Raw genomic sequence first — 19,871 nt, 5'->3', positions numbered from 1 at the left:
CTTGAACGGTTGGGGTGGCGCTACTGCGGGGCCGCCAGTGCCAGCGCACTGTGCAGGGCCAGGTTGGCGCCGGTCTCGATGTCCTCCCAGTTTGTCCATTCCGCGGCCGAATGGGAACGCCCCTGCAGGCTGGGCACAAAGATCATCCCGGTGCGGGTGATCGCACTCATGCTCTGGGTGTCGTGCGCCGCGCCGCTGGGCATGGTGATGTACTCCAGTCCCATGCGTTCGGCCTGGCCCTCGATGGTCTGCACGATCCCGGTGTCGCAGCGCACCGGGTCGATCTCCGAGAGCACGTCGAACTCGAACATCAGGTCGCGCCGCCGGGCCAGGCTGGAGAGCGTGCGCCGCGCCGCATGCGCCAGGGCGGTCAGGACCTTCTCGTCGGTGTCGCGCACCTCGAACGAAAAGGTCGCCGTGCCGGGAACGGTGTTCGGCGCCCCCGGCGACAGCTCCACGCGGCCGATGGTCGCGCGCGAGTTGGGGCTGCCGTGTTCCTCCAGCAGGCGATCGATCTCGCCGCCGAACTCGGCCAGTCCCTGGAAGGCATCCGCGCGCATGTCCATGGGCGTGGTGCCCGCGTGGTTGGGCTGGCCCTTCAGGCGCACCTCCCACTTGAACAGCCCGGTGATGGCCTCCACCACCCCCACGCTCAGGCCGCGCCGGTCCAGCACCGGCCCCTGTTCGATGTGGGTCTCGATGAAGGCGTGCAGGGTGTTCGGGTCGCGCCGCGCGGCCAGCGCGTCGTCGGCGTTCAGGCCCCAGGCCGCCATCGCGTCCACCAGCGTCACGCCCTCCAGGTCGCGCGCATGGCTGATGCTCTCCGGGGTCAGTTTGCCTGCCATCGCCTGGGAGCCGAACATCCCGCCGAAGCGGCCCTCCTCGTCGGTGAAGTCGATCACCTCCAGCGGGTACTGCAGCTCGATCCCCTGCTCCTGCGTGGTGCGCAGCACCTCCAGCCCGATCAGCACGCCCAGCGCGCCGTCCAGCGGACCGCCGCCGGGCACCGTGTCGAGATGCGAGCCCATCGCCACCACCGGCCGTCGGCCGTCGTACTGCAGGCGACCGTGCAGATTGGCGGCCCCGTCCTGCCAGACATCCAGACCGGCCGCCTCCAGGCGGTGGCGGAACCACTCGCGCCCGGCGCGGTCGCCGTCGGAGAATGCGCGGCGGTGCAGGCCGCGGTCGGCGTCGCGACCGATCTGCGCGAGGTCGTTGATGTCCTGCTGCAGGCGCGGCATGTTGATGGTGAAATCGGGCATGAAGGTCTCCGGTTGGCCGGGCCAATGGCCCGGGGCATGGGGGGTCAGCCGCGCGGGCGGCCCCGCAGCAGCACGACGATCAGCACTAGGAACACCACGCCGCCGACGGCGAAGAAACCAAAGGCGCGCGCCAGGCCGTGATGCTCGACCTCGACCGTGATGCGGTCGCTCCAGGCGTCCTCCCCGGCGTCGGCCGCGCGCAGCCGGAAACGGTATTCACCGTCGGGCAGGCCGCTGATCACGCGGCTGGTGTCGCCGCCTTCGTAGATCACGCGGGCATCGTCGAAATCCGGGCCGCTGGCGCGTTCCAGCACCACCGCCCCGGGGGCTTCCCAGTGCAGGGTGAACCCGCCGTCGGCGGAGTGCTCGGGGGGATCGTCGAAGCGGGGTTCGGCCAGGGCCGGGCCGGCCAGCAGGACGAGCGCCAGCGCCAGCACCGGGAGGTGGCCGAAGCTGGCGGCGAGGCGGAGCATGCCGCTCAGGCTCCGCCCTCGAACGGCTTGAGCCCGGCGCGCTGCTCGGTGGACTGCATGGTTTCCACCAGCTGAGCCAGGTTCTGGTCCAGATCGGCCAGTTCGTCCGGCGGCATGGATTCCAGCGCCCGGTTCAGTTCGCCCTGGGGGGCGGCCGGGGCGCGTTCCAGCAGTTCCTGTCCGGTCTCGGTCACATACAGGCGAACGATGCGCTGGTCGCGCTCCGGGCGGCGACGTTCGACCAGGCCCTGCTGCTCGAGCTTGTCCAGCAGGTTGGAGGTGGTGGAGGCATGCACCGACAGCCGCCGCGACAGGTCGCTCACGTTAAGGCCCGGCGTGCGCTGGAGCTCCCACAGCGCCCACAGCTGCGAGGCGCTGATCCCGCAGGCCCGCTCCACCGCGCGCGAATGCCCCTGCAGCGCCCGGATGATCACCCGCAGCTGGCGGATGACCGAGCGTGCGGGGTCCTCGCCCCCGGACGGGGCGGCGGACGTTTGCGTGGCGGCGCTGGCGGATGACATGCGTTTCTCGGCAGTGATGGTCAACGAACATTATTTTTGCGCAAAAATACCTCCGGCGCAAACCGTGTCACGAAAACACGGCCCGGTGGCCTTCACCCCGTGCGACCGCGCCATGCCGCCGTGCGTTCGGCGGAACTTCGGGACCCGCAGGCGGTCCTTCCGCTTGTGGCGCACAACAGACACACCGGATACATGCGTGTCGGCCCTTTACAACGAATTAGACTTCGTTTATATACCCGTACTGGTGTGCAGTGGAATGGATCGTCCGCGATGTTCCGCGCGCAGCTGTTGCAAAAGCCGCACACCGACCGGACGGCGGAGCCGGTTCCGGACATCCCGAAAAAATTCAATTGAGCGCGAGGACAGGAAGATGATGAACAGGAAGATGCTTGCCGCGGCCGTGGCCGCGACCCTGGCCGCCCCCGGCATGGCCATGGCGCAGGAAGAAGGCGCCGGTCCGATCGACTGGGATTTCTACGGCTCCCTGCGGCTCCAGTACGAAGCCGCCGATCCGGACAACAACAGCAGCTATGATGGCTTCCGCGATGCCTATACGCGGGTGGGTTTCATGGGCTCCATGGAATTCAACGAAGGACTGAGCGCCTTTGCCCAGCTGGAGCTGCCGCTGGATCTGGCGAACGGGCGGGTCCAGGATCCGTTCAATGGTCAGAATGAGGATGTCCGCATCGGCAAGATCGGAATTGAATCCGACGTGGCGGGCACCTTCGCCTACGGCCGCGACTGGCTGCCGTACTACAACGCCATTGCGTTCCCGGTGGACATGTTCAACTCGTTCCAGTCCGGCTTCATCACCTATGCGGCGTTCCGTGAGAGCGACACCCTGTTCTACTACTCGCCCGATTTCAACGGATTCTCGTTTGGTGGTGCGTACGTGACCGACGGAGCCAATGACGACAATCCCTATCAGTTGACTGGTAGCTACTCTCTGGGAGATACCACCTTCTCCGTGGGTGTGCAGGATGCGAATGCGGATGAACGCCGCCGCGACTGGGGCTTCTCCGTGATGCACACCATGGGAGATCTGTATATCGGTGCCAAGGCCGAAACCGTGGACAGCGCAGACGATGACGTGGACGGTGACAATTCCTTCAACGTCTTTGCGTCCTACGACTGGGGTCAGCACACCTTCAAGGGCATGCTGGCGACCATGGATACTTGGGGTGGCGACGTCGCGCACCTGGGGTATGACTACCACGTCAACGATGCCCTGACCTTCTTCGCCGAGTACTATCGCGAGAGCGAAAGCGACGACATTGGTTCCGGAGCGATCGGCCAGGTGCGTGCGCGGGACATGGATGAAGACGAGGGAGTCATCGGCGATACTGGTGATGTGTTTATGGCCGGCATGCACTACAGCTTCTGATCGCGCACCGCGCGAGTTTCAGCAAGCGGCTGTAACGGGAAGGCCCGCATCGCGAGATGCGGGCCTTCTTTCGTTGCGGGCAGGGCCGGGGGCGCAGTGCGCTCCGAAGCCCCTTCAGTGTCCGGCGTCGAACAGTTCGCCGGCATCCGGAAGGGGTACGTTCAGGTGCAGCGAGGCGGCCATCATGCGTACCAGCTCGCGCTGTTCCGCGGTGGGGTCGCCGCGTTGCTGCACGGTGTCGTCCATGGCCTGCAGCAGTCGCTGGCGGTCGTGGCGCGGCATGCGCGCCAGGCGCCCCAGCGCGCGGTCGAGGATGCGTGCCCAGGCCGCGGACTGGCTGGCCTGACGCAGCTCCTCGGGGATGGGGGCGCTGAACGGCAGGCTGCCGGTGAAGCGGCCCAGGCCGGCGATCAGCGCGGCCTCCGCCGCCTCGGGGTCATCCGGGTGGCCATGCAGTGCGAGGGTCGCCAGCAGGTAGCGCGCCGCGTTTTCGCGGTGCCGGGCGTTCTTCCCGGCGGGATCCTTGCGCCCGTGCGTCCTTTCGCCCCCGTGCCCGTGACGCCGGTCGAGGTGTTCGATCAACATGCGGCCGAGGGCGTATTCGGTGGCGGACAGGCGGCCGTCGGCATGGATCAGGCGTTCCACGAGTCCGGCCAGGGTCCGTTGTTCGTCGCGGCTCAGCCGAGCCAGCGCAGGGAAAGCCATCTCGGTCAGCGGAAGACGGTGTTCGGCCGCGGGTTCGGGGACCATCGCGCGGAGCTGGCGCACGCGTTCCTCGCTCTCCGGGCCGCGGGTTTCCAGGATCATGTGGAGCTGCTGTTCGCGGATCTCCGGATCCGGATGCAGGATCAGGTAGAGCACCAGATCCGCGACCCAGTGCGGATTGCGGGCGGAGCGGGCCAGTTCGCCCGGCAGTGCGGCCAGCAGGGCGGCGGCCAGCGAGCCGGGCACGGCCCCGAAGGCCTCGCCCAGCGGCCCGTTCTCCTCCTCTTCCCGCTGCTGCTCGGCGGCAGCCTCCTCCTCGCGGCGCCGGCGTTCGCGTTCGGTCACCGCACGGCTCACCCGGTCGGTGGCCTCGCGGCCCAGGCGTTCCAGGCCCTCCTCGTCCAGTGGCTGGCCCAGCCGCTCCAGGCGTTTCTCCAGCGGCGGATGGGTATCGAGCAGCTGGTCAATGGCGCCGTTGGCGAACAGCATGTGTCCGACCATTGCCGGACTGGCGTTGAGCCCGGCGTAGCGCGCGGCTACCTTGCGCAGGGCGCCGGCCATGCCGTCCGCGTTGCGGGTGAACTGCACCGCGTGGGCATCCGCGCGGTACTCCTGTTCGCGCGCGATGGCTGCGCGGATCAGGCGCCCGCCGATCAGGCCGATCCCACCGGCGGCCACCAGCGCGAAGTTGAACCACACCGGCCCCCGCATCTCTCCCGGGTCGCTGCGCGCGCGCCGTCCGGGCAGCATGCCCAGGCCCAGCAGCGCGATCATCTCGATGCCGAACAGGATGCCGACCAGCTGCGTGTTCAGGCGCATGTCGCCGGCACGGATATGGCCGAACTCGTGGGCGACCACCGCTTTCAGTTCCTGCCGGTTGAGGCTCTCGATCGCCCCGCGCGTCACCGCGATGGCCGCGTCATGCGGCGTAAAGCCGGCGGCGAAGGCGTTGATGCCCAGCTCGCGTTCCAGCACGAAGATCGCCGGCACCGGCAGCCCGGCGGCGATCGCCATCTCCTCGACGATGTTGCGCAGCCGCCGGTTCATCGGGTCCTCGGGCTCGGCATCCACCGGATCGCCGCCCATCTCGCGGGCGATGCCGCGCCCGCCGCCGGCACGCCGCAGCTGGTACAGGCGCCACAGGCTGGCCCCGGCGATGACCGCGATCGCCAGTCCGGTGGTCCACAGCAGAAAGCCACGGTGCTCCGCGAGCCTCTCGGCGGTGGGCATGAGCTGCCGGAGCTCCTGCCAGGGCTCGACCAGGGTATACAGCAGCAGGATATTGAGCAGTGCCACCATCAGCACCACCACCAGCACGAACAGGCCCAGCAGCAGCGTCAGCCGCCGGCGTGCCCGGTCCTGGTATTCAAAGAAGCGCATTCCTTCGCCGTCCCCGGTTGTCTCCCCGATCCCCCGTATACAACCGGGTTTTGTGCGCGGGGGCAAGGCCGCTGTCCGCAACGGGTGCCAGCACGCTTCCATGGATGGGAGGATGCGCACAGGACTGCGGGAGCCTGCAAGCAGGCTCCCACGGTCAGTTGGTCCGTTCGGCGGCCTCTTCGCGCCCGGGCTGGGGTAAGCGGTCGGGGTTGGCGACGCGCGCGATCCACAGTGCCAGCAGGACCGCGGGGATGCCGATCGCGGCCGAGCTGACAAAGAACCAGAACCAGCCCATGAACTCCGCCATCACTCCGGTGAAGCCGGCGAGGAACTGCCCGGGCAGGGTCATCAGCGAACTGAACAGCGCGTACTGGGTGGCGGTGTAGGCGCTGTTGGTGAGGCTGGAGAGGTAGGCGATGAACACCGAGATCGCCATGCCCCCGGTAATGTTGTCGGCCATGATGGCGAATACCAGCCCGTAGAGCTCCGGACCCAGCAGGGCCAGCCAGGAGAAGGTCAGGTTGGTGATCGGCGCCAGCAGCGCGGTGGCGATCAGCATGCGCATGATGCCGAAGCGCGCGACCAGCAGCCCGCCCACGGCGGCCCCGCCCAGGGTCATCGCCAGGCCGAAGGCCGCGGCGATATTGGCGATCTGATCCTTGCTGAAGCCCAGATCGAGGTAGAACGGGTTGGCCATCACCCCCATGAAGATGTCGCTGATGCGGAAGATCGCGATGAACGCGATGAGCAGCAGGGCGATCTTGCCGAAGCGCTTCCAGAACTCCACGAACGGGCAGACGAAGGCGCCGATGAACCAGGCCTTGAAGGCGCGCCAGTAGCCGGTGTCCGAGGTGTTGTTGATGTAGTCGAGCACGCGCTGCTCGATCTGCGCGGTCCTGCGGTCGCGCTCGGCCACCTCGGGCTCGCGCACGATCAGGGTGCAGATCACGCCCACCAGCATGAGCGCGGCCATGGTGCCGTAGGCCAGGCCCCAGGTCCCCACCGCGGCGATGTGCAGTGCCCCGGCCCCGGCGGTCAGCAGGGCCACGCGGTAGCCGGTCACGTAGGCCGCGGCCATCGCCCCCTGGCGTTCCTTGCTCACCGCCTCGATGCGGTAGGCATCGATGGCGATGTCCTGGGTTGCCGCCGCGAACGCCGTGATCACCGCCCACACCGCGACCAGCCACAGCTGCTCGGTGGGGTCGGTGAGCGCGATGCCCGTGAGCGAGATGATGATCAGGGCCTGCGCCAGCAGCATCCACGCCCGGCGCCGGCCGAACAGCCGCGTCAGCACCGGCAGCGCCAGGCGGTCCACGATCGGCGCCCACAGCACCTTGATGCTGTAGGCCATGCCCACCCAGCTGAGAAAGCCGATGGACGACAGCTCCACCCCGAGGTCGCGCAGCCAGGCGGTGAACGTGCCGCCGGTCAGCAGCAGCGGCAGCCCGGCGGCAAAGCCGAGGAACAGCATGCCGATGACACGCGGGTGGCGGTACACCGCCAGTGCCGCCAGCCAGTCACGGCGGGGTGCGGCCTGCGCGTCCTCGGCGGCGCTCATCGACGGGGCATGTGCCGGACCGGGAGCCCGGTGCGGCTGTCAGGGCGCGTAGTCATAATCGATCCAGAACGGCGCGTGATCGGAGAAGCGCTGCTCGGTATAGATGAACGGGTCGCGCGCGGTGGCGGCGATGCCCGGCGTGGCGATCTGGTAGTCGATGCGCCAGCCCACGTTCTTCGCCCAGGCCTGGCCGCGGTTGGACCACCAGGTGTATTGCCCGGGGCGGTCGTCCAGCCGGCGGAACACATCCACCATGCCGATCTCGTCGAACAGGTGGTCCAGCCACGCCCGTTCTTCGGGCAGAAAGCCCGAGTTCTTGCGGTTGGAGCGGTAGTTGGTCAGGTCGATTTCCTTGTGCGCGATGTTCCAGTCGCCGCAGATCACCCATTCGCGCCCGTCCTGCATGCGCTCCGCCAGCCACGGGCGGAAGAAATCGAGGAAGCGCCATTTCGAATCCTGACGGTGGTCGCCCGATGAGCCCGACGGCAGGTACAGCGACACCACCGACAGGTTGCCGAAGCGCATCTCCACGTAGCGCCCCTCGTTGTCCGCCTCCTCGAAGCCCAGCCGGGTGATCACCTCGTCCGGCTGCATCCGGCTGTACATGGCCACACCGCTGTAGCCGGGTTTCACCGCGTCCACGTAGGCGCTGTGATAACCGGGCGGATGGAAGGGCTCGCCCTGGATCTGGTGGATCTGGGCCTTGGTCTCCTGGATGCAGACCACGTCGGCTGCCGTGGCGGGCAGCCAGTCGAAGAAGCCCTTGCGGGCGGCGGCACGGATGCCGTTGGCGTTCATGGACATTATGCGCATGGCGCGCAACGATACCCGCGCGCGCGGCCGGCGAAAAGACCCGCCCGGACGCTGTGTCAGAATAGGGGCCGTTTCCCCTCGCAATCGACCACGGAGCCGTCATGACCGCCCACGCCTTCCTCGAATATGCCCTGCAGCGCGACGTCCTGCGTTTCGGCGAGTTCACGCTGAAATCGGGCCGCACCAGCCCCTATTTCTTCAACGCCGGGCTGTTCAACCGTGGTTCCGACCTGGCCCGCCTGGGCGAGTTCTATGCGCAGGCGATCGTGGATTCCGGGATCGACTTCGATCTGATCTTCGGCCCGGCCTACAAGGGCATCCCGCTGGCGGCGGCCGTGGCCGAAGCGCTGTACCGCGACCACGACATGGACCGCCCCTGGGCCTTCAATCGCAAGGAGGCCAAGGACCACGGCGAGGGCGGCAACATCGTGGGCGCCCCGCTGGAGGGTCGTGTGCTGATCGTGGACGACGTGATCACCGCCGGCACCGCCATCCGCGAATCGGTGGACATCATCCGCGCCGCCGGCGCCTCGCCGGTGGGGGTGGCCATCGCCCTGGACCGCGAGGAGCGCGGTGCGGGCGACCGTTCGGCCATCCAGGAGGTGGAGAGTGATCTGGGCATGCAGGTGGTGCGCGTGGCGCGGCTGACCGACCTGGTCACCCTGCTGGAGCAGACCGGCCGCGCGCCGGAGCACCTGGACGCCCTGCGCGCCTACCGCGCCGAATACGGCGTCTGAGCCGGATCAGGCCAGTACGTCCAGCTTGGCGAAGCCGACCACCAGCCACTTGGCGCCGGCGTCGGCGAAGTTGACCTGTACCCGGGCCGAGGATCCCGAGCCCTCGAAGGCCGTGACCAGCCCCTCGCCGAAGCGCGCGTGGTGCACCCGGGTGCCGATCGCCAGGCCCTCCTCGCGGGCCGATTCCGCCTGCGCGTCCATGCTGCTGGTCCGCTGGCGCGCGGCGGCGAAGCGCCCGGAGGCGTAGGGCGAGGACTGCGGGCGCAGAACCTCGAGCATGTCTTCCGGGATCTCGTTGAGGAAGCGCGAGGCCGGGTTGGAGGCCTCGCGGCCGTACAGCCGGCGGGTCTCGGCGTGGGTCAGGTACAGCTGGCGCTCCGCCCGGGTCATGCCCACGTAGGCCAGACGGCGCTCTTCCTCCAGGCGCCCGGGTTCGTCCACCGAGCGGGCGTTGGGGAACAGCCCGTCCTCCAGCCCGGTCAGGAACACCAGCGGGAACTCCAGGCCCTTGGCCGAGTGCAGGGTCATCATCTGGATCGCGTCCTCGTCGGGGTCCGCCGACCCCTCGCCCGACTCCAGCGCGGCGTGTGACAGGAAGTCGGTCAGGCGGTCGCCGGTGGTTTCCTCCTCGCGGATCTCCTCCATGTCGAAGGCCCTTGCCGCACCCACCAGCTCGTCGAGGTTCTCCAGACGGGCCTCGCCGCGTTCGCCCTTCTCCTTCGCGTAGTGCTCGCGCAGCCCGGACAGGGCGATGGCCTGCTCCACCTGTTCCCCCAGCGGGCGCCCGGTCAGGGCGTCGCGGATCTGTTCGACCAGCTGCAGGAAACCCGCCACCGCGTTGCGTGCGCGTCCGGACAGCGCGTTCGCCTGCACCGCCCGCTGCGCCGCGCGCAGCAACGAGATGTCCTGTTCCGCGGCCACCGCGCGCAGGTCGTCGAGGGTCTTTTCGCCGATCCCGCGCGGCGGCTGGTTGACCGCGCGCAGGAAGGCCGGGTCATCGTCGCTGTTGCCGGCCAGGCGCAGGTAGGCCAGCGCGTCGCGGATCTCCTGGCGCTCGAAGAAGCGCAGCCCGCCGTACACCCGGTACGGCAGGCGCCGTGCGATGAAGGTCTCTTCCAGCACGCGCGACTGCGCGTTGGAGCGGTACAGGACCGCACATTCGCGGTGCTGGCCGCCGTCCTCGATGTGCCGGGCGATGGTCTCGGCGATGAAGCGCGCCTCCTCCTGCTCGTTCAGCGCGGTGTACAGCCGCACCGGCGCGCCCTCGAGGTCCTCGGTCCACAGCTCCTTGCCCAGACGGCCGCTGTTGTGGCGGATCAGCGCGTTGGCGGCGTTGAGGATGCTGGCGGTGGAGCGGTAGTTCTGTTCCAGCCGCACGACCCGGGTGCCGGGGTAGTCCTTCTGGAAGTGCTGGATGTTCTCGATCTTCGCCCCGCGCCAGCCGTAGATCGACTGGTCGTCGTCGCCCACCGCGAACACCGGGCTGGCGCCGGCGATCAGCCGCAGCCAGGCGTACTGGATGTCGTTGGTGTCCTGGAACTCGTCCACCAGCACGTGGCGAAAGCGCGTGCGGTAGTGTTCCAGCAGCCCCGGATTGTCGCGCAGCAGTTCCAGCGAGCGCAGCAGCAGCTCGGCGAAGTCCACCACCCCGGCGCGTTCGCAGGCCTGCTGGTACGCGGTGTAGATGCGCACCCACTGCCGCGCGATCGGGTCGCCGGTGTCCGGGAGGTGTTCCGGGCGCGAGCCCTCGTCCTTGCGCGCGTTGATGTAGCCCTGCGCCTGTTTCGGCGGCCAGTGGGACTCCTCCAGCTCCAGCCCGCGCAGCACGCGCTTGACCATGCGCAGCTGGTCGTCGGAATCCAGGATCTGGAAGCTCTGCGGCAGTCCGGCCTCCTGCCAGTGCTGACGCAGCAGGCGGTGGGCCAGACCGTGGAAGGTCCCCACCCACAGCCCGCTGGCCGGATAGTCCAGCAGTTCCTCGATGCGCCCGCGCATCTCGCTGGCGGCCTTGTTCGTGAAGGTCACCGCCAGCAGTCCGTGCGGGGCGATGTTCTCCACGCCGATCAGCCACGCGATGCGGTGGACCAGCACGCGGGTCTTGCCGGAGCCGGCACCGGCCAGCACCAGAACGGGTTGCGACGGCGCGGCCACGGCCTCGCGCTGCGCCGGATTGAGGCCTTCAAGAAGGGGAGAAACGTCCATGCGCGCATGGTAGCAAACGCGGTACAGTCGAGGTCTGCAGAACTTCGCGCGCACGCCCGACGTCACAGGACCACCATGAACGACATGTCATCCCGCCATCGGCTGGATCAACCGGTTTCCGGACAGGACCCCCACCCGGACAATCTGGCGTTTGCCGAGACGCTGCTGGAGCGCTTCCGCGAGGATCCGTCTTCGGTCCCGGCGGCCTGGGCCGACTATTTCCGGGCCCTGGAGGATGCGGCACCGCAGGCGCGTGCGCCGGCGCGGGGCGAGGAGCGCCGCCGGCATACCGACCGCCCCGACCTCGAGCACGAGCGCCTGCAGATCCGCGTGCTGCAGTTCATCAACGCCTATCGTTACCTCGGGCATTTCGGCGCGCGTCTGGACCCGCTGGAGCGCGAGGCCCCGGTGGCGCCGCGCGAGCTGAGCCGCGAATACCACGGGCTGGAAGGCGTGAGCCCGGACATGACCTTCGACCCCGGCTCGCTGTTCCTTGACGGTCCGGCACCGCTGGACACCATCGAACAGGTCCTGCGCGAGACCTACTGCGCCAGCATCGGCGCGGAATACATGCACATCACGGCCACCGACGAGAAGCGCTGGTTGCAGGAGCGCCTGGAGTCGGCGCACGGGCGCTTCGGTTTCGGCGACGATACCCGCCTGGCGATCCTCGAGCGCCTCACTGCCGCCGAGGGCCTGGAGCGCTACCTGCACAAGCGCTACGTGGGCCAGAAGCGCTTCTCGCTGGAGGGCGCGGAGAGCCTGATCCCGCTGCTCAATGCCCTGGTCCAGCGCGGTGGCGCACGCGGCCTGACCGAGCTCGTGCTGGGCATGGCGCATCGTGGCCGTCTCAACGTGCTGGTGAACCTGCTGGGCAAATCGCCGGGCGAGCTCGCCGACGAGTTCGAAGGGCGCCCGCGCGATGATCGGGGCACCGGTGACGTCAAGTACCACATGGGGTTCTCGTCCGATGTGGAGACCCCCGGTGGACCGGTGCATCTGGCGCTGGCCTTCAACCCGTCGCATCTGGAGATCGTGACGCCGGTGGTCGAGGGTTCGGTGCGCGCGCGTCAGGTGCGCCTGGGCGACCGGCAGGGCAACCGGGTGATGCCGGTGGTGATCCACGGCGATGCGGCCTTCGCCGGCCAGGGCGTGGTGATGGAAACCCTCAACATGTCGCAGACCCGCGGGTTCTCCACCAAGGGAACCGTGCACGTGGTCGTGAACAATCAGATCGGGTTCACCACCAGCACGCTGAAGGATGCGCGTTCGACGCATTACGCGACCGATGTCGCCAAGATGGTGAACGCGCCCATCCTGCACGTGAACGGCGACGACCCCGAGGCGGTGGTCTTCGTCACCCAGATCGCGCTGGATTACCGCATGCGTTTCGGCAAGGACGTGGTCATCGACCTGGTCTGCTATCGCCGTCAGGGGCACAACGAGGCCGACGAACCCGCCGCGACCCAGCCGCGCATGTACCACCGCATCCGCGACCTGCCGACCACCCGCGAGCGCTATGCCCGTCAGCTGACCGAGGAAGGCCTGACCGACGCGCAGCAGCAGGAGCAGATCCTCGACGCCTACCGCGACCGGCTGGATGCCGGCGAGGCGGTGGCCGACTCGCTGCTGCGCGATCGCACCCGCGAGACCCGCGCGGGCGGCACCAACTGGGGCCCGTACCTGCATCAGGCCTGGGATCAGCCGGTCGATACCGGCGTCGACCGCGAGCGTCTGGCGACCGCGCTGGAACACCTGTCGACCCCGCCGGAGGGCTTCGAGCCCCACCCGCGGGTGCACAAGATCCTCGAGGCGAGGCGCCAGATGGCGCGCGGTGAACAGCCGCTGGACTGGGGTGCTGCGGAGACCCTGGCCTACGGCAGCCTGATCCAGGACGGCTATCGCGTGCGCCTGTCCGGACAGGACTCCGGGCGCGGGACCTTCTTCCATCGTCACAGCGTGCTGCACGAACGCAACACCGGCGACACCTACGTCCCGCTGCGCCGCCTGGACCCGGACCATCCGCGCTTTCTGGTCATCGATTCGCTGCTGTCCGAGGAGGCCGTGCTCGCGTTCGAATACGGTTACGCCACCGCGGCCCCCGAGGCGCTGGTGATCTGGGAGGCGCAGTTCGGAGACTTCGTCAACGGCGCCCAGGTGGTGATCGACCAGTTCATCTCCTCCGGTGAGCAGAAATGGGGGCGGCTGTGTGGCCTGACCCTGTTCCTTCCGCACGGCTACGAGGGCCAGGGACCGGAGCATTCCTCCGCGCGCCCCGAGCGCTTCCTGCAGCTGGCGGCGCAGGAGAACATGCAGGTCTGCGTGCCGACCACGCCGGCGCAGATCTTCCATCTGCTGCGCCGGCAGATGGTGCGTCCCTACCGCAAGCCGCTGGTGGTCATGACCCCCAAGAGCCTGCTGCGGCACCGTCAGGCCGTTTCCTCGCTGGAGGACCTCGCGACAGGACGGTTCGAGACCGTCCTCGACGATCCGGAGGTGACCGATCCGCAGCAGGTCCGTCGGGTCCTGCTGACCAGCGGCCGGATCCACTACGATCTGGTCTCCACCCGCCAGACCGACGAACGCGAGGATGTCGCCGTAGTGCGCCTGGAGCAGTGTTACCCGTTCCCCTGCGACCGCATGCGCGAGGTACTGGAGCGTTATCCGCAGGCCGAGGAATTCGTCTGGATCCAGGACGAGCCGGAAAACCAGGGCTATCTCGGCTTCGTGTATCCGCGCCTGGCCCCGCTGCTGGCCGAGCGCGGTCATGCCCTGCACGCGGTTGCGCGCCCGCCGGCGGCGGCCCCGGCGGTGGGCTATCCCGAGGTCCACCGGTCGCAGCACGAGGAACTGCTGGAGCGCGCCTTCGGCCCGCTGGGCAGTCGTGACCTGCCGCACCCGACACCCTGAGTCCGTCCCGCAAAACCGCCGAACAAGGAAGCCCGATGTCCGCCGAGCAGACCCCGATCCAGGTTCCGCAACTCCCCGAATCCGTGGCCGATGCCACCGTGGTCGCCCTGCACAGGAAGCCGGGCGATGCCGTGCGCCGCGACGAACTGATCGCCGAGCTGGAGACCGACAAGGTCGTGCTGGAGGTCAACGCCCCCGCCGACGGAACCCTGGTCGACCTGGCCGTGGCCGAAGGCGACACCGTGCACGCCGATGACGTGCTCGGCCATCTGGGCCCGGCCCCGGCACAGCCCGCCGATGAGGCCCCGGCGGCCGGGGAGCACGTCGAGCCCGAACCCGACCCCGCCTCGGCCGAGGCCGACGAGGCCGACGCGGGGGACGAAGGCCCCGAGCCCGAACCGGCCGCGGATGCCGGCTCGCCGCCCCCGCCGGGACCGGCGGTGCGCCGCCTGCTGCAGGAGGCCGGCTTGCGCGAGGATCAGGTGCGCGGCACCGGGCCCGATGGCCGCATCCAGCGCGAGGACGTGGAACGCGCGCAACAGGCGGCGGGTTCCGGGGTCGGGGGCAAGGGCGATGACACGTCTCGTCGCCCGGCGGCCGACGACGCCGGACGCGACAGCGCGCGGGCTGCCGCTGGCGCGGAACCGCCCGCCGGCGGCCCGCGTGCGGCCGGCGAGCGCGGCACCGAGCGGGTGCCCATGAGCCGGCTGCGGGCGCGCATCGCCGAACGCCTGCTGGAGGCGAAGCAGTCCACTGCGATGCTGACCACCTTCAACGAGATCGACATGTCGCAGGCCATGGCCCTGCGCGGGCGCTACAAGGATGCCTTCGAGCAGACCCACGGCACCCGGCTGGGCTTCATGGGGCTGTTTGTGGCGGCCGCGACCCGGGCCCTGCAGCGCTTCCCGGTGATCAATGCCGCGCTCGACGGCGAAGAGATCGTCTACCACCACTACACCGATATCGGCATCGCGGTGTCGTCCCCGCGCGGGCTGGTGGTGCCGGTGCTGCGCGATACCGGCAACGCCTCCATTGCCGACATCGAACGCCGCATCCGCGACTTCGCCGAGCGCGCCGGCAACGGCAAGCTGGATATCGACGAGCTGCGCGGCGGCACCTTCACCATCACCAACGGCGGGGTGTTCGGTTCGCTGTTCTCCACGCCCATCGTCAACCCGCCGCAGAGCGCGATCCTCGGCATGCACGCGATCCAGGAGCGCCCGGTGGCGGTGGACGGCGAGGTGGTGATCCGGCCGATGATGTACGTCGCGCTGTCCTACGATCACCGCCTGGTCGACGGCGCCGACGCGGTGCAGTTCCTGGTGGCGATCAAGGAGGCCATCGAGGACCCGGCGCGCCTGGTGCTGGACGTCTGAGCCCGAGCGCGGTTCAGCCCCGGGGCCGGGCCTGCAGCCAGAAGGTGACCGGGCCGTCGTTGGTCAGGCTCACCTGCATGTCGGCGCCGAAGCGCCCGGTCGCGACCGGTTCGTGGCGCCGCTGCGCCCGCTGCAGCAGGTGGTGGAACAGGGCCTCGCCGCGCTCCGGCGGGGCGGCCGTGGTAAAGCTGGGGCGCATGCCCTTGCCGGTATCCGCCGCCAGGGTGAACTGCGGCACCAGCAGCAGCCCGCCGCCGGTCTCCCCCAGCGAGCGGTTCATGCGCCCCTCCTCGTCCGGGAACACGCGATAGCCCAGCAGGCGGTCGAGCATGCGCTCGACTGCCGATTCGTCGTCGTCCGGTTCCACCCCCACCAGCGCCAGCAGCCCGGTGCCGATCTCGCCGGTGATCTCCCCGGCGACCTCCACCCGCGCCCGGCTGACCCGCTGGATCAGGCTGATCATGTCCGCGCCCTGCCACTGCCCGGCTCCAGCCCGCCCGCCAGGTGGGTCAGGCGATCAGTGGCGGCGACCAGCGCCCGCGCGATCCCCGGTTCGGCGGCCGAGTGCCCGGCATCCGGGATGATCTGCAGATCCGCCTCGGGCCACGCCTGCGCGAGCGCCACCGCCTGCTCCACCGGGCACACCACGTCGTAGCGCCCGTGGACGATGAAGCCCGGGATGTCGCGCAGGCGTCCGGCATCGCGCAGCAGCTGGTCGGGTTCCAGGAAGGTGTCGTGGCTGAAGTAGTGGCACTCGATGCGCGCCAGGCTCAGGGCCACCTCCGGGTCCTCGAAGTGGCCGATTACGTCGTCGTTGGGGATCAGGCAGGAGGCATGCCCCTCCCAGGCCGACCACGCCTGCGCGGCCGCCTCGCGCACCGCCGGGTCCGGGTCGGTCAGGCGCCGATGGTAGGCCGCCACCAGGTCGTCGCGTTCCTCCGCGGGGATGTGATCGCGATAGGCCGCCCAGGCCTCGGGGAACAGGCGGTCCGCCCCCGACTGGTAGAACCACTGGATGTCGCGCGGCCGGCACAGGAAGATCCCGCGCAGTACCAGGCCCAGCACCCGGCCGGGCTGGGTCTGTGCATAGGCCAGCCCCAGGGTGGAGCCCCAGGACCCGCCGAACACCACCCAGCGCTCGATCCCCAGTTCCTCCCGCAGCCGTTCGATGTCGGCCACCGCGTGCCAGGTGGTGTTCGCCTCCAGGCTGGCGTGCGGGGTGGAACGCCCGCAGCCGCGCTGGTCGAACAGCACGATGCGATAGCGCGCCGGATCAAAGAACCGCCGGTGCCACGGTTCGCAGCCGGAGCCGGGGCCGCCGTGCAGGAACACCGCAGGGATGCCTTCCGGGTTGCCGCATTCCTCGTAGTACAGGCGGTGGCCGTCGCCGACCTCCAGGGTGCCGGTGGTATGGGGTTCGGTCGGGGGGTAGAACGCGTCCATGGCGAGCCTCGAATAACACCAGCCCCAAGTCTGGCCAAAAACGGCGCGGCTGTCAGTCGTCGTCGATCACCTTCCCGCGATAGACCCGGCGACCCTTCTTCTTCGCGGGTTCGGCGGCATCGGTCGTGCCCGGGTCGTCCGGTGTCTCCCCCGGCTCCGCGGCCGAACCTTCTTCCTGCGTGGTGTCGGCGTCCGCATCGGCCGCGGGGCGGGATGCCGCCGGGGCGCTCAGATGCCCCCGCAGGGTCATCGCCGCCGCCTGCACCATGCTCGAGCGGCTGCGGCCGGCATAGTCCAGCAGCACCTCCATGAAATCCGGGTCGGCGAACGAGAGGCGACCCACCGCCGGGAACTCGCTGCGCAGGGCGCGCTTGAGCTCGCCGGCGAGGGTCAGGGTCTTGCGGTCGTACATGTCGAAGTTCCGCGCGGTGTCCGTCCCGGTCCCCATGCAACCCCGGTGCCACGGGGATTCGCCCGTCTATCCCGTCAGCGGCGGCCGGTTGCCGGATCCCCGATCGCGCGGGTGAATCGAGCTGGTGCAGGAGCCCGCGCGCTCAAGGGCAACCGCACCGCCCCGGTGCATCCCCTCGCGGTCGGCGCCGGTGTCCATGTCGGGCCCACACGTGCATCCGGGGCCGCAGAGGCATGCTGACCACCCCGTGAAATGTATAACGGTATTCGTTACACTGACCATGATGCGATGACAGGGGATGTCCGTGATCAAGAGCTTCAAGGACCGCGAGACCATGACGATTGCGAACGGCAATGTGTCACGGAAGTTGCCCCGGGAGATGCAGCGCAATGCCCTGAAAAAGCTCCGGCAGCTGGATGCTGCGGCCCGGCTGCAGGATCTTCGCATCCCGCCCGGCAACCGGCTTGAAGCGCTGCAGGGCGACCGGGAGGGCTGGTACAGCATCCGCATCAATGATCAGTGGCGGCTGTGTTTCCGGTTCGAACACGGTGATGCCCATGACGTGGAAATCGTCGATTACCACTGAAGGAGGCGGGACCATGACCGACAAACTGCCCAATGTGCACCCGGGGGAGATCCTGTGGGAGGACTTCATGGTGCCCGCCGGCCTGACCAAACGGGCCCTGGCTGACGCGATCGGCGTTCCGGCCACGCGCATCGGTGACATCACTCTGGGGCGCCGCGGCATAACTGCGGAGACCGACCTGCGCCTGTCGCGCTACTTCGGCACCACCGAGGGCTACTGGCTGCGACTGCAGAATACGTATGACCTGGAGGAGGCGCGCCGCCACATGGCCGCGTAGGCAGCGCCGGCCGGACCGGGACCACCCCAATCGAAGGAATGCCCCCCCCCCCCGCCGGTGCATCCCCTCGCGGTCGGCGTCGGGGCTTGCGCGGGCCGCGCCCCGTCCCTATGTTGCGGGGATGGAAACACCGTCCGTACCCCGCTCCATCCGCCGTCTGGCCGGTCAGGCGATTCGCGAGTTCGACATGATCCGTGACGGCGACCGCGTGCTGGTCGGTCTGTCCGGTGGCAAGGACTCACTGACCCTGCTGTGGCTGCTGCACGAGCTGGCGCGTCGCGCGCCGGTGCATTTCGAGGTGGGTGCGGTGACCATCGACCCGGAGATCGACGGCTTCGACCCGGAGCGCCTGCAGGACTACCTCGGCGGCTACGGGATCCCGTATCACTTCGTCTCCGAGCCGATCGCCGAGCTGGCCGGCGAGCACATGGACAACGACTCGTTCTGTTCCTTCTGCTCGCGCATGAAGCGCGGCCTGATGTACCGCACCGCGCGCGAGCACGGCTACAACGTGCTGGCGCTGGGCCAGCACCTGGACGATCTCGCCGAGAGCTTCCTGATGAGCGCGTTCCATGGCGGTCAGCTGCGCACCATGAAGGCCCATTACCGCATCGACGCCGGCGACCTGCGCGTGATCCGGCCGCTGGTCTACGTGCGCGAACGCCAGACCCGCGACTTTGCCGAGGCCGCCGGACTGCCGGTGATCCTCGACAACTGCCCGGCCTGCTTCTCCATGCCCACCCGGCGCGAGCACATGAAGGCGCTGCTGGCGCGCGAGGAGGGCGAGTTCGGGGAACTGTTCCGCAACCTGCGCACCACCCTGCGCCCGCTGATGACCGAGGGCGGGATTCCGGGGCCGGACGAGGCCCCCGCCGCTTCAAACGGGCCGCGGTCCGCGGAACCGGTGCCCCGCGGGGAGCCGGCCGATGGCTGAGCGGCGGCAGCTGCGCGACCGCCTGATCGGCATGGTCCTGCGGGTGCTGGGGCGCCTGCCGCTGCGGGTCAATCACGCGCTGGGCGGGCTGCTCGGCACCCTGGTCTGGCTGCTGCCCACGCGTTCGGCGCGGCTCACGCGCATCAATCTGGCGCTGTGTTTCCCGGACATGGACCCGGCCTGGCACCGCCGCACTGCGCGGCGTTCGCTGCAGGCCATGGCGCGGTCGCTGACCGAATCGCCCTGGCTGTGGCGGGCCTCGCCCGAGCGCCTGGCGGCGCTGGCGGAGGCGCCGCCGCGCTATACACGATTGCAGCAGCGCGCCCCCGGGCGGGCGCTGTTCCTGGCCACGCCGCATCTGGGGTCCTGGGAATTCGCCGGCCTGCACGCGGCGATGCACGGGCCGATGGCCTCGCTGTACAGCCCGCTTCCGACCCCCGAGATCGACCGGTGGGTGCGCGAGGCCCGTTCCGCCACCGGGGCGAAGCTGGCGCCGGCCGACCGCTCCGGGCTGCGCATCCTGCAGAAGGCGCGCGATGCCGGCGAGATCATCGGCGTGCTGCCCGACCAGAGCCCGAAGGGGGCCTCGGGCGTGCACGCGCCGTTCTTTGGCCGCCAGGCCCTGACCATGACCCTGCTGCCGCGCCTGCTGCGCGGGCGCGACGACCACGTGGTCTTCCTGTTCGCCGAACGCCTGCCGCGCGGACGCGGGTTTCGCTACCACGAGATCGAGGCCGGGCCCGAGGTGCGGGACCCGGATCCCGCGCGTGCCGCCGCGGCGGTCAACCGCATCGTCGAGGACCTGGTGCGGCGCTGCCCGGAGCAGTACAACTGGGCCTACAAGCGTTTCCACCCACCGCCGCCGGGACAGCCGTCGGTGTACGCCCGCCGCTGAAGC

At 69.3% G+C, this 19,871-nt stretch carries 18 protein-coding genes; 8 read left to right on the top strand and 10 right to left on the bottom strand.

The window, feature by feature from the left end; translation table 11 throughout:
* Nucleotides 1-20 precede the first annotated feature (20 nt).
* From F787_RS0109645 to F787_RS0109635, 3 genes are read right to left on the bottom strand one after another with little or no spacing between them, the layout of a single operon-like run.
* Nucleotides 21-1,262 (bottom strand): Zn-dependent hydrolase, encoded by a 1,242-nt coding sequence (locus tag F787_RS0109645; protein WP_018868951.1) that lies wholly within the window; start codon nucleotides 1,260-1,262, stop codon nucleotides 21-23.
* Nucleotides 1,263-1,306: 44 nt separating this feature from the next.
* Nucleotides 1,307-1,735 carry a fibronectin type III domain-containing protein gene (locus F787_RS0109640; protein ID WP_019588880.1) on the bottom strand — a complete coding sequence of 143 codons (429 nt, stop codon included), beginning with the start codon at nucleotides 1,733-1,735 and terminating at the stop codon, nucleotides 1,307-1,309.
* A gap of 5 nt (nucleotides 1,736-1,740) precedes the next feature.
* A complete protein-coding gene (locus F787_RS0109635; RefSeq protein WP_019588879.1) occupies nucleotides 1,741-2,256 on the bottom strand; it encodes a MarR family winged helix-turn-helix transcriptional regulator in 516 nt (171 codons plus the stop codon).
* Between the two features lie 370 nt (nucleotides 2,257-2,626).
* Here F787_RS0109635 and F787_RS0109625 point away from each other — a divergent pair, with 370 nt between their 5' ends.
* Entirely contained in the window at nucleotides 2,627-3,640 is a 1,014-nt protein-coding gene (locus F787_RS0109625; RefSeq protein WP_028492029.1) for a porin, read from the top strand.
* Nucleotides 3,641-3,754: 114 nt separating this feature from the next.
* Here F787_RS0109625 and F787_RS0109620 read toward each other — a convergent pair whose 3' ends face one another.
* The 3 genes from F787_RS0109620 to F787_RS0109610 all read right to left on the bottom strand — a co-directional run bounded on the left by F787_RS0109620 (nucleotide 3,755) and on the right by F787_RS0109610 (nucleotide 8,096).
* Nucleotides 3,755-5,725, bottom strand: a complete 1,971-nt coding sequence (locus tag F787_RS0109620) for a M48 family metalloprotease (RefSeq protein WP_028492028.1) — start codon at nucleotides 5,723-5,725, stop codon at nucleotides 3,755-3,757.
* Nucleotides 5,726-5,879: 154 nt separating this feature from the next.
* Nucleotides 5,880-7,283, bottom strand: coding sequence for an AmpG family muropeptide MFS transporter (locus F787_RS0109615; protein ID WP_028492027.1), 1,404 nt, complete (start codon nucleotides 7,281-7,283; stop codon nucleotides 5,880-5,882).
* Between the two features lie 39 nt (nucleotides 7,284-7,322).
* Nucleotides 7,323-8,096, bottom strand: coding sequence for an exodeoxyribonuclease III (locus F787_RS0109610; RefSeq protein WP_255325684.1), 774 nt, complete (start codon nucleotides 8,094-8,096; stop codon nucleotides 7,323-7,325).
* Nucleotides 8,097-8,197: 101 nt separating this feature from the next.
* Here F787_RS0109610 and pyrE point away from each other — a divergent pair, with 101 nt between their 5' ends.
* Nucleotides 8,198-8,833, top strand: a complete 636-nt coding sequence (pyrE, locus tag F787_RS0109605; protein ID WP_028492026.1) for an orotate phosphoribosyltransferase — start codon at nucleotides 8,198-8,200, stop codon at nucleotides 8,831-8,833.
* A 6-nt stretch (nucleotides 8,834-8,839) separates the two neighbouring features.
* Here pyrE and uvrD read toward each other — a convergent pair whose 3' ends face one another.
* A complete protein-coding gene (gene uvrD, locus F787_RS0109600; protein ID WP_028492025.1) occupies nucleotides 8,840-11,035 on the bottom strand; it encodes a DNA helicase II in 2,196 nt (731 codons plus the stop codon).
* Between the two features lie 75 nt (nucleotides 11,036-11,110).
* Here uvrD and F787_RS0109595 point away from each other — a divergent pair, with 75 nt between their 5' ends.
* Together F787_RS0109595 and odhB are read left to right on the top strand one after the other, a co-directional pair.
* Complete coding sequence (locus tag F787_RS0109595) at nucleotides 11,111-13,945, top strand: 2-oxoglutarate dehydrogenase E1 component (RefSeq protein WP_028492024.1); 2,835 nt, start codon at nucleotides 11,111-11,113, stop codon at nucleotides 13,943-13,945.
* A 35-nt stretch (nucleotides 13,946-13,980) separates the two neighbouring features.
* On the top strand, nucleotides 13,981-15,321 hold the full coding sequence (gene odhB / locus F787_RS0109590) for a 2-oxoglutarate dehydrogenase complex dihydrolipoyllysine-residue succinyltransferase (protein WP_028492023.1): 1,341 nt from the start codon (nucleotides 13,981-13,983) through the stop codon (nucleotides 15,319-15,321).
* A 13-nt stretch (nucleotides 15,322-15,334) separates the two neighbouring features.
* Here odhB and dtd read toward each other — a convergent pair whose 3' ends face one another.
* The 3 genes from dtd to F787_RS0109575 are packed head-to-tail and all read right to left on the bottom strand — an operon-like array spanning nucleotide 15,335 to nucleotide 17,176.
* Complete coding sequence (gene dtd, locus F787_RS0109585) at nucleotides 15,335-15,784, bottom strand: D-aminoacyl-tRNA deacylase (protein ID WP_018947196.1); 450 nt, start codon at nucleotides 15,782-15,784, stop codon at nucleotides 15,335-15,337.
* Nucleotides 15,781-16,764, bottom strand: coding sequence for a prolyl aminopeptidase (gene pip / locus F787_RS0109580; protein WP_028492022.1), 984 nt, complete (start codon nucleotides 16,762-16,764; stop codon nucleotides 15,781-15,783). Before pip ends, dtd begins: the two co-directional genes overlap by 4 nt.
* 52 nt (nucleotides 16,765-16,816) lie before the next feature.
* Nucleotides 16,817-17,176 carry a hypothetical protein gene (locus tag F787_RS0109575; protein ID WP_028492021.1) on the bottom strand — a complete coding sequence of 120 codons (360 nt, stop codon included), beginning with the start codon at nucleotides 17,174-17,176 and terminating at the stop codon, nucleotides 16,817-16,819.
* Nucleotides 17,177-17,480: 304 nt separating this feature from the next.
* On the opposite strand from F787_RS0109575, the gene F787_RS0109565 reads away from it, so the two are divergent.
* The 4 genes from F787_RS0109565 to F787_RS0109550 all read left to right on the top strand — a co-directional run bounded on the left by F787_RS0109565 (nucleotide 17,481) and on the right by F787_RS0109550 (nucleotide 19,868).
* On the top strand, nucleotides 17,481-17,762 hold the full coding sequence (locus tag F787_RS0109565; protein WP_028492020.1) for a type II toxin-antitoxin system RelE/ParE family toxin: 282 nt from the start codon (nucleotides 17,481-17,483) through the stop codon (nucleotides 17,760-17,762).
* Nucleotides 17,763-17,775: 13 nt separating this feature from the next.
* The gene (locus F787_RS0109560; RefSeq protein ID WP_018936353.1) at nucleotides 17,776-18,039 is read left to right on the top strand and encodes a HigA family addiction module antitoxin; all 264 of its coding nucleotides are present in this window, start codon (nucleotides 17,776-17,778) and stop codon (nucleotides 18,037-18,039) included.
* 121 nt (nucleotides 18,040-18,160) lie between these two features.
* On the top strand, nucleotides 18,161-18,973 hold the full coding sequence (locus F787_RS0109555) for a tRNA 2-thiocytidine(32) synthetase TtcA (RefSeq protein WP_018868967.1): 813 nt from the start codon (nucleotides 18,161-18,163) through the stop codon (nucleotides 18,971-18,973).
* The gene (locus F787_RS0109550; protein ID WP_028492019.1) at nucleotides 18,966-19,868 is read left to right on the top strand and encodes a lysophospholipid acyltransferase family protein; all 903 of its coding nucleotides are present in this window, start codon (nucleotides 18,966-18,968) and stop codon (nucleotides 19,866-19,868) included. Before F787_RS0109555 ends, F787_RS0109550 begins: the two co-directional genes overlap by 8 nt.
* The last annotated feature ends 3 nt before the right edge of the window (nucleotides 19,869-19,871 follow it).

It is taken from the genome of Thioalkalivibrio sp. ALE19, from assembly GCF_000428605.1.
GTDB lineage: Bacteria > Pseudomonadota > Gammaproteobacteria > Ectothiorhodospirales > Ectothiorhodospiraceae > Thioalkalivibrio.
This window is presented reverse-complemented; position numbering and strand designations above follow the sequence as displayed.

Coding starts and splice junctions, on each gene's coding strand:
- F787_RS0109610 (WP_255325684.1), bottom strand. CDS start 8,096: ATGCGCATAATGTCCATGAACGCCAACGGCATCCGTGCCGCCGCCCGC.
- F787_RS0109615 (WP_028492027.1), bottom strand. CDS start 7,283: ATGAGCGCCGCCGAGGACGCGCAGGCCGCACCCCGCCGTGACTGGCTG.
- F787_RS0109595 (WP_028492024.1), top strand. CDS start 11,111: ATGAACGACATGTCATCCCGCCATCGGCTGGATCAACCGGTTTCCGGA.
- dtd (WP_018947196.1), bottom strand. CDS start 15,784: ATGATCAGCCTGATCCAGCGGGTCAGCCGGGCGCGGGTGGAGGTCGCC.
- odhB (WP_028492023.1), top strand. CDS start 13,981: ATGTCCGCCGAGCAGACCCCGATCCAGGTTCCGCAACTCCCCGAATCC.
- pip (WP_028492022.1), bottom strand. CDS start 16,764: ATGGACGCGTTCTACCCCCCGACCGAACCCCATACCACCGGCACCCTG.
- F787_RS0109575 (WP_028492021.1), bottom strand. CDS start 17,176: ATGTACGACCGCAAGACCCTGACCCTCGCCGGCGAGCTCAAGCGCGCC.
- uvrD (WP_028492025.1), bottom strand. CDS start 11,035: ATGGACGTTTCTCCCCTTCTTGAAGGCCTCAATCCGGCGCAGCGCGAG.
- F787_RS0109560 (WP_018936353.1), top strand. CDS start 17,776: ATGACCGACAAACTGCCCAATGTGCACCCGGGGGAGATCCTGTGGGAG.
- F787_RS0109635 (WP_019588879.1), bottom strand. CDS start 2,256: ATGTCATCCGCCAGCGCCGCCACGCAAACGTCCGCCGCCCCGTCCGGG.
- F787_RS0109555 (WP_018868967.1), top strand. CDS start 18,161: ATGGAAACACCGTCCGTACCCCGCTCCATCCGCCGTCTGGCCGGTCAG.
- pyrE (WP_028492026.1), top strand. CDS start 8,198: ATGACCGCCCACGCCTTCCTCGAATATGCCCTGCAGCGCGACGTCCTG.
- F787_RS0109620 (WP_028492028.1), bottom strand. CDS start 5,725: ATGCGCTTCTTTGAATACCAGGACCGGGCACGCCGGCGGCTGACGCTG.
- F787_RS0109550 (WP_028492019.1), top strand. CDS start 18,966: ATGGCTGAGCGGCGGCAGCTGCGCGACCGCCTGATCGGCATGGTCCTG.
- F787_RS0109625 (WP_028492029.1), top strand. CDS start 2,627: ATGATGAACAGGAAGATGCTTGCCGCGGCCGTGGCCGCGACCCTGGCC.
- F787_RS0109640 (WP_019588880.1), bottom strand. CDS start 1,735: ATGCTCCGCCTCGCCGCCAGCTTCGGCCACCTCCCGGTGCTGGCGCTG.
- F787_RS0109645 (WP_018868951.1), bottom strand. CDS start 1,262: ATGCCCGATTTCACCATCAACATGCCGCGCCTGCAGCAGGACATCAAC.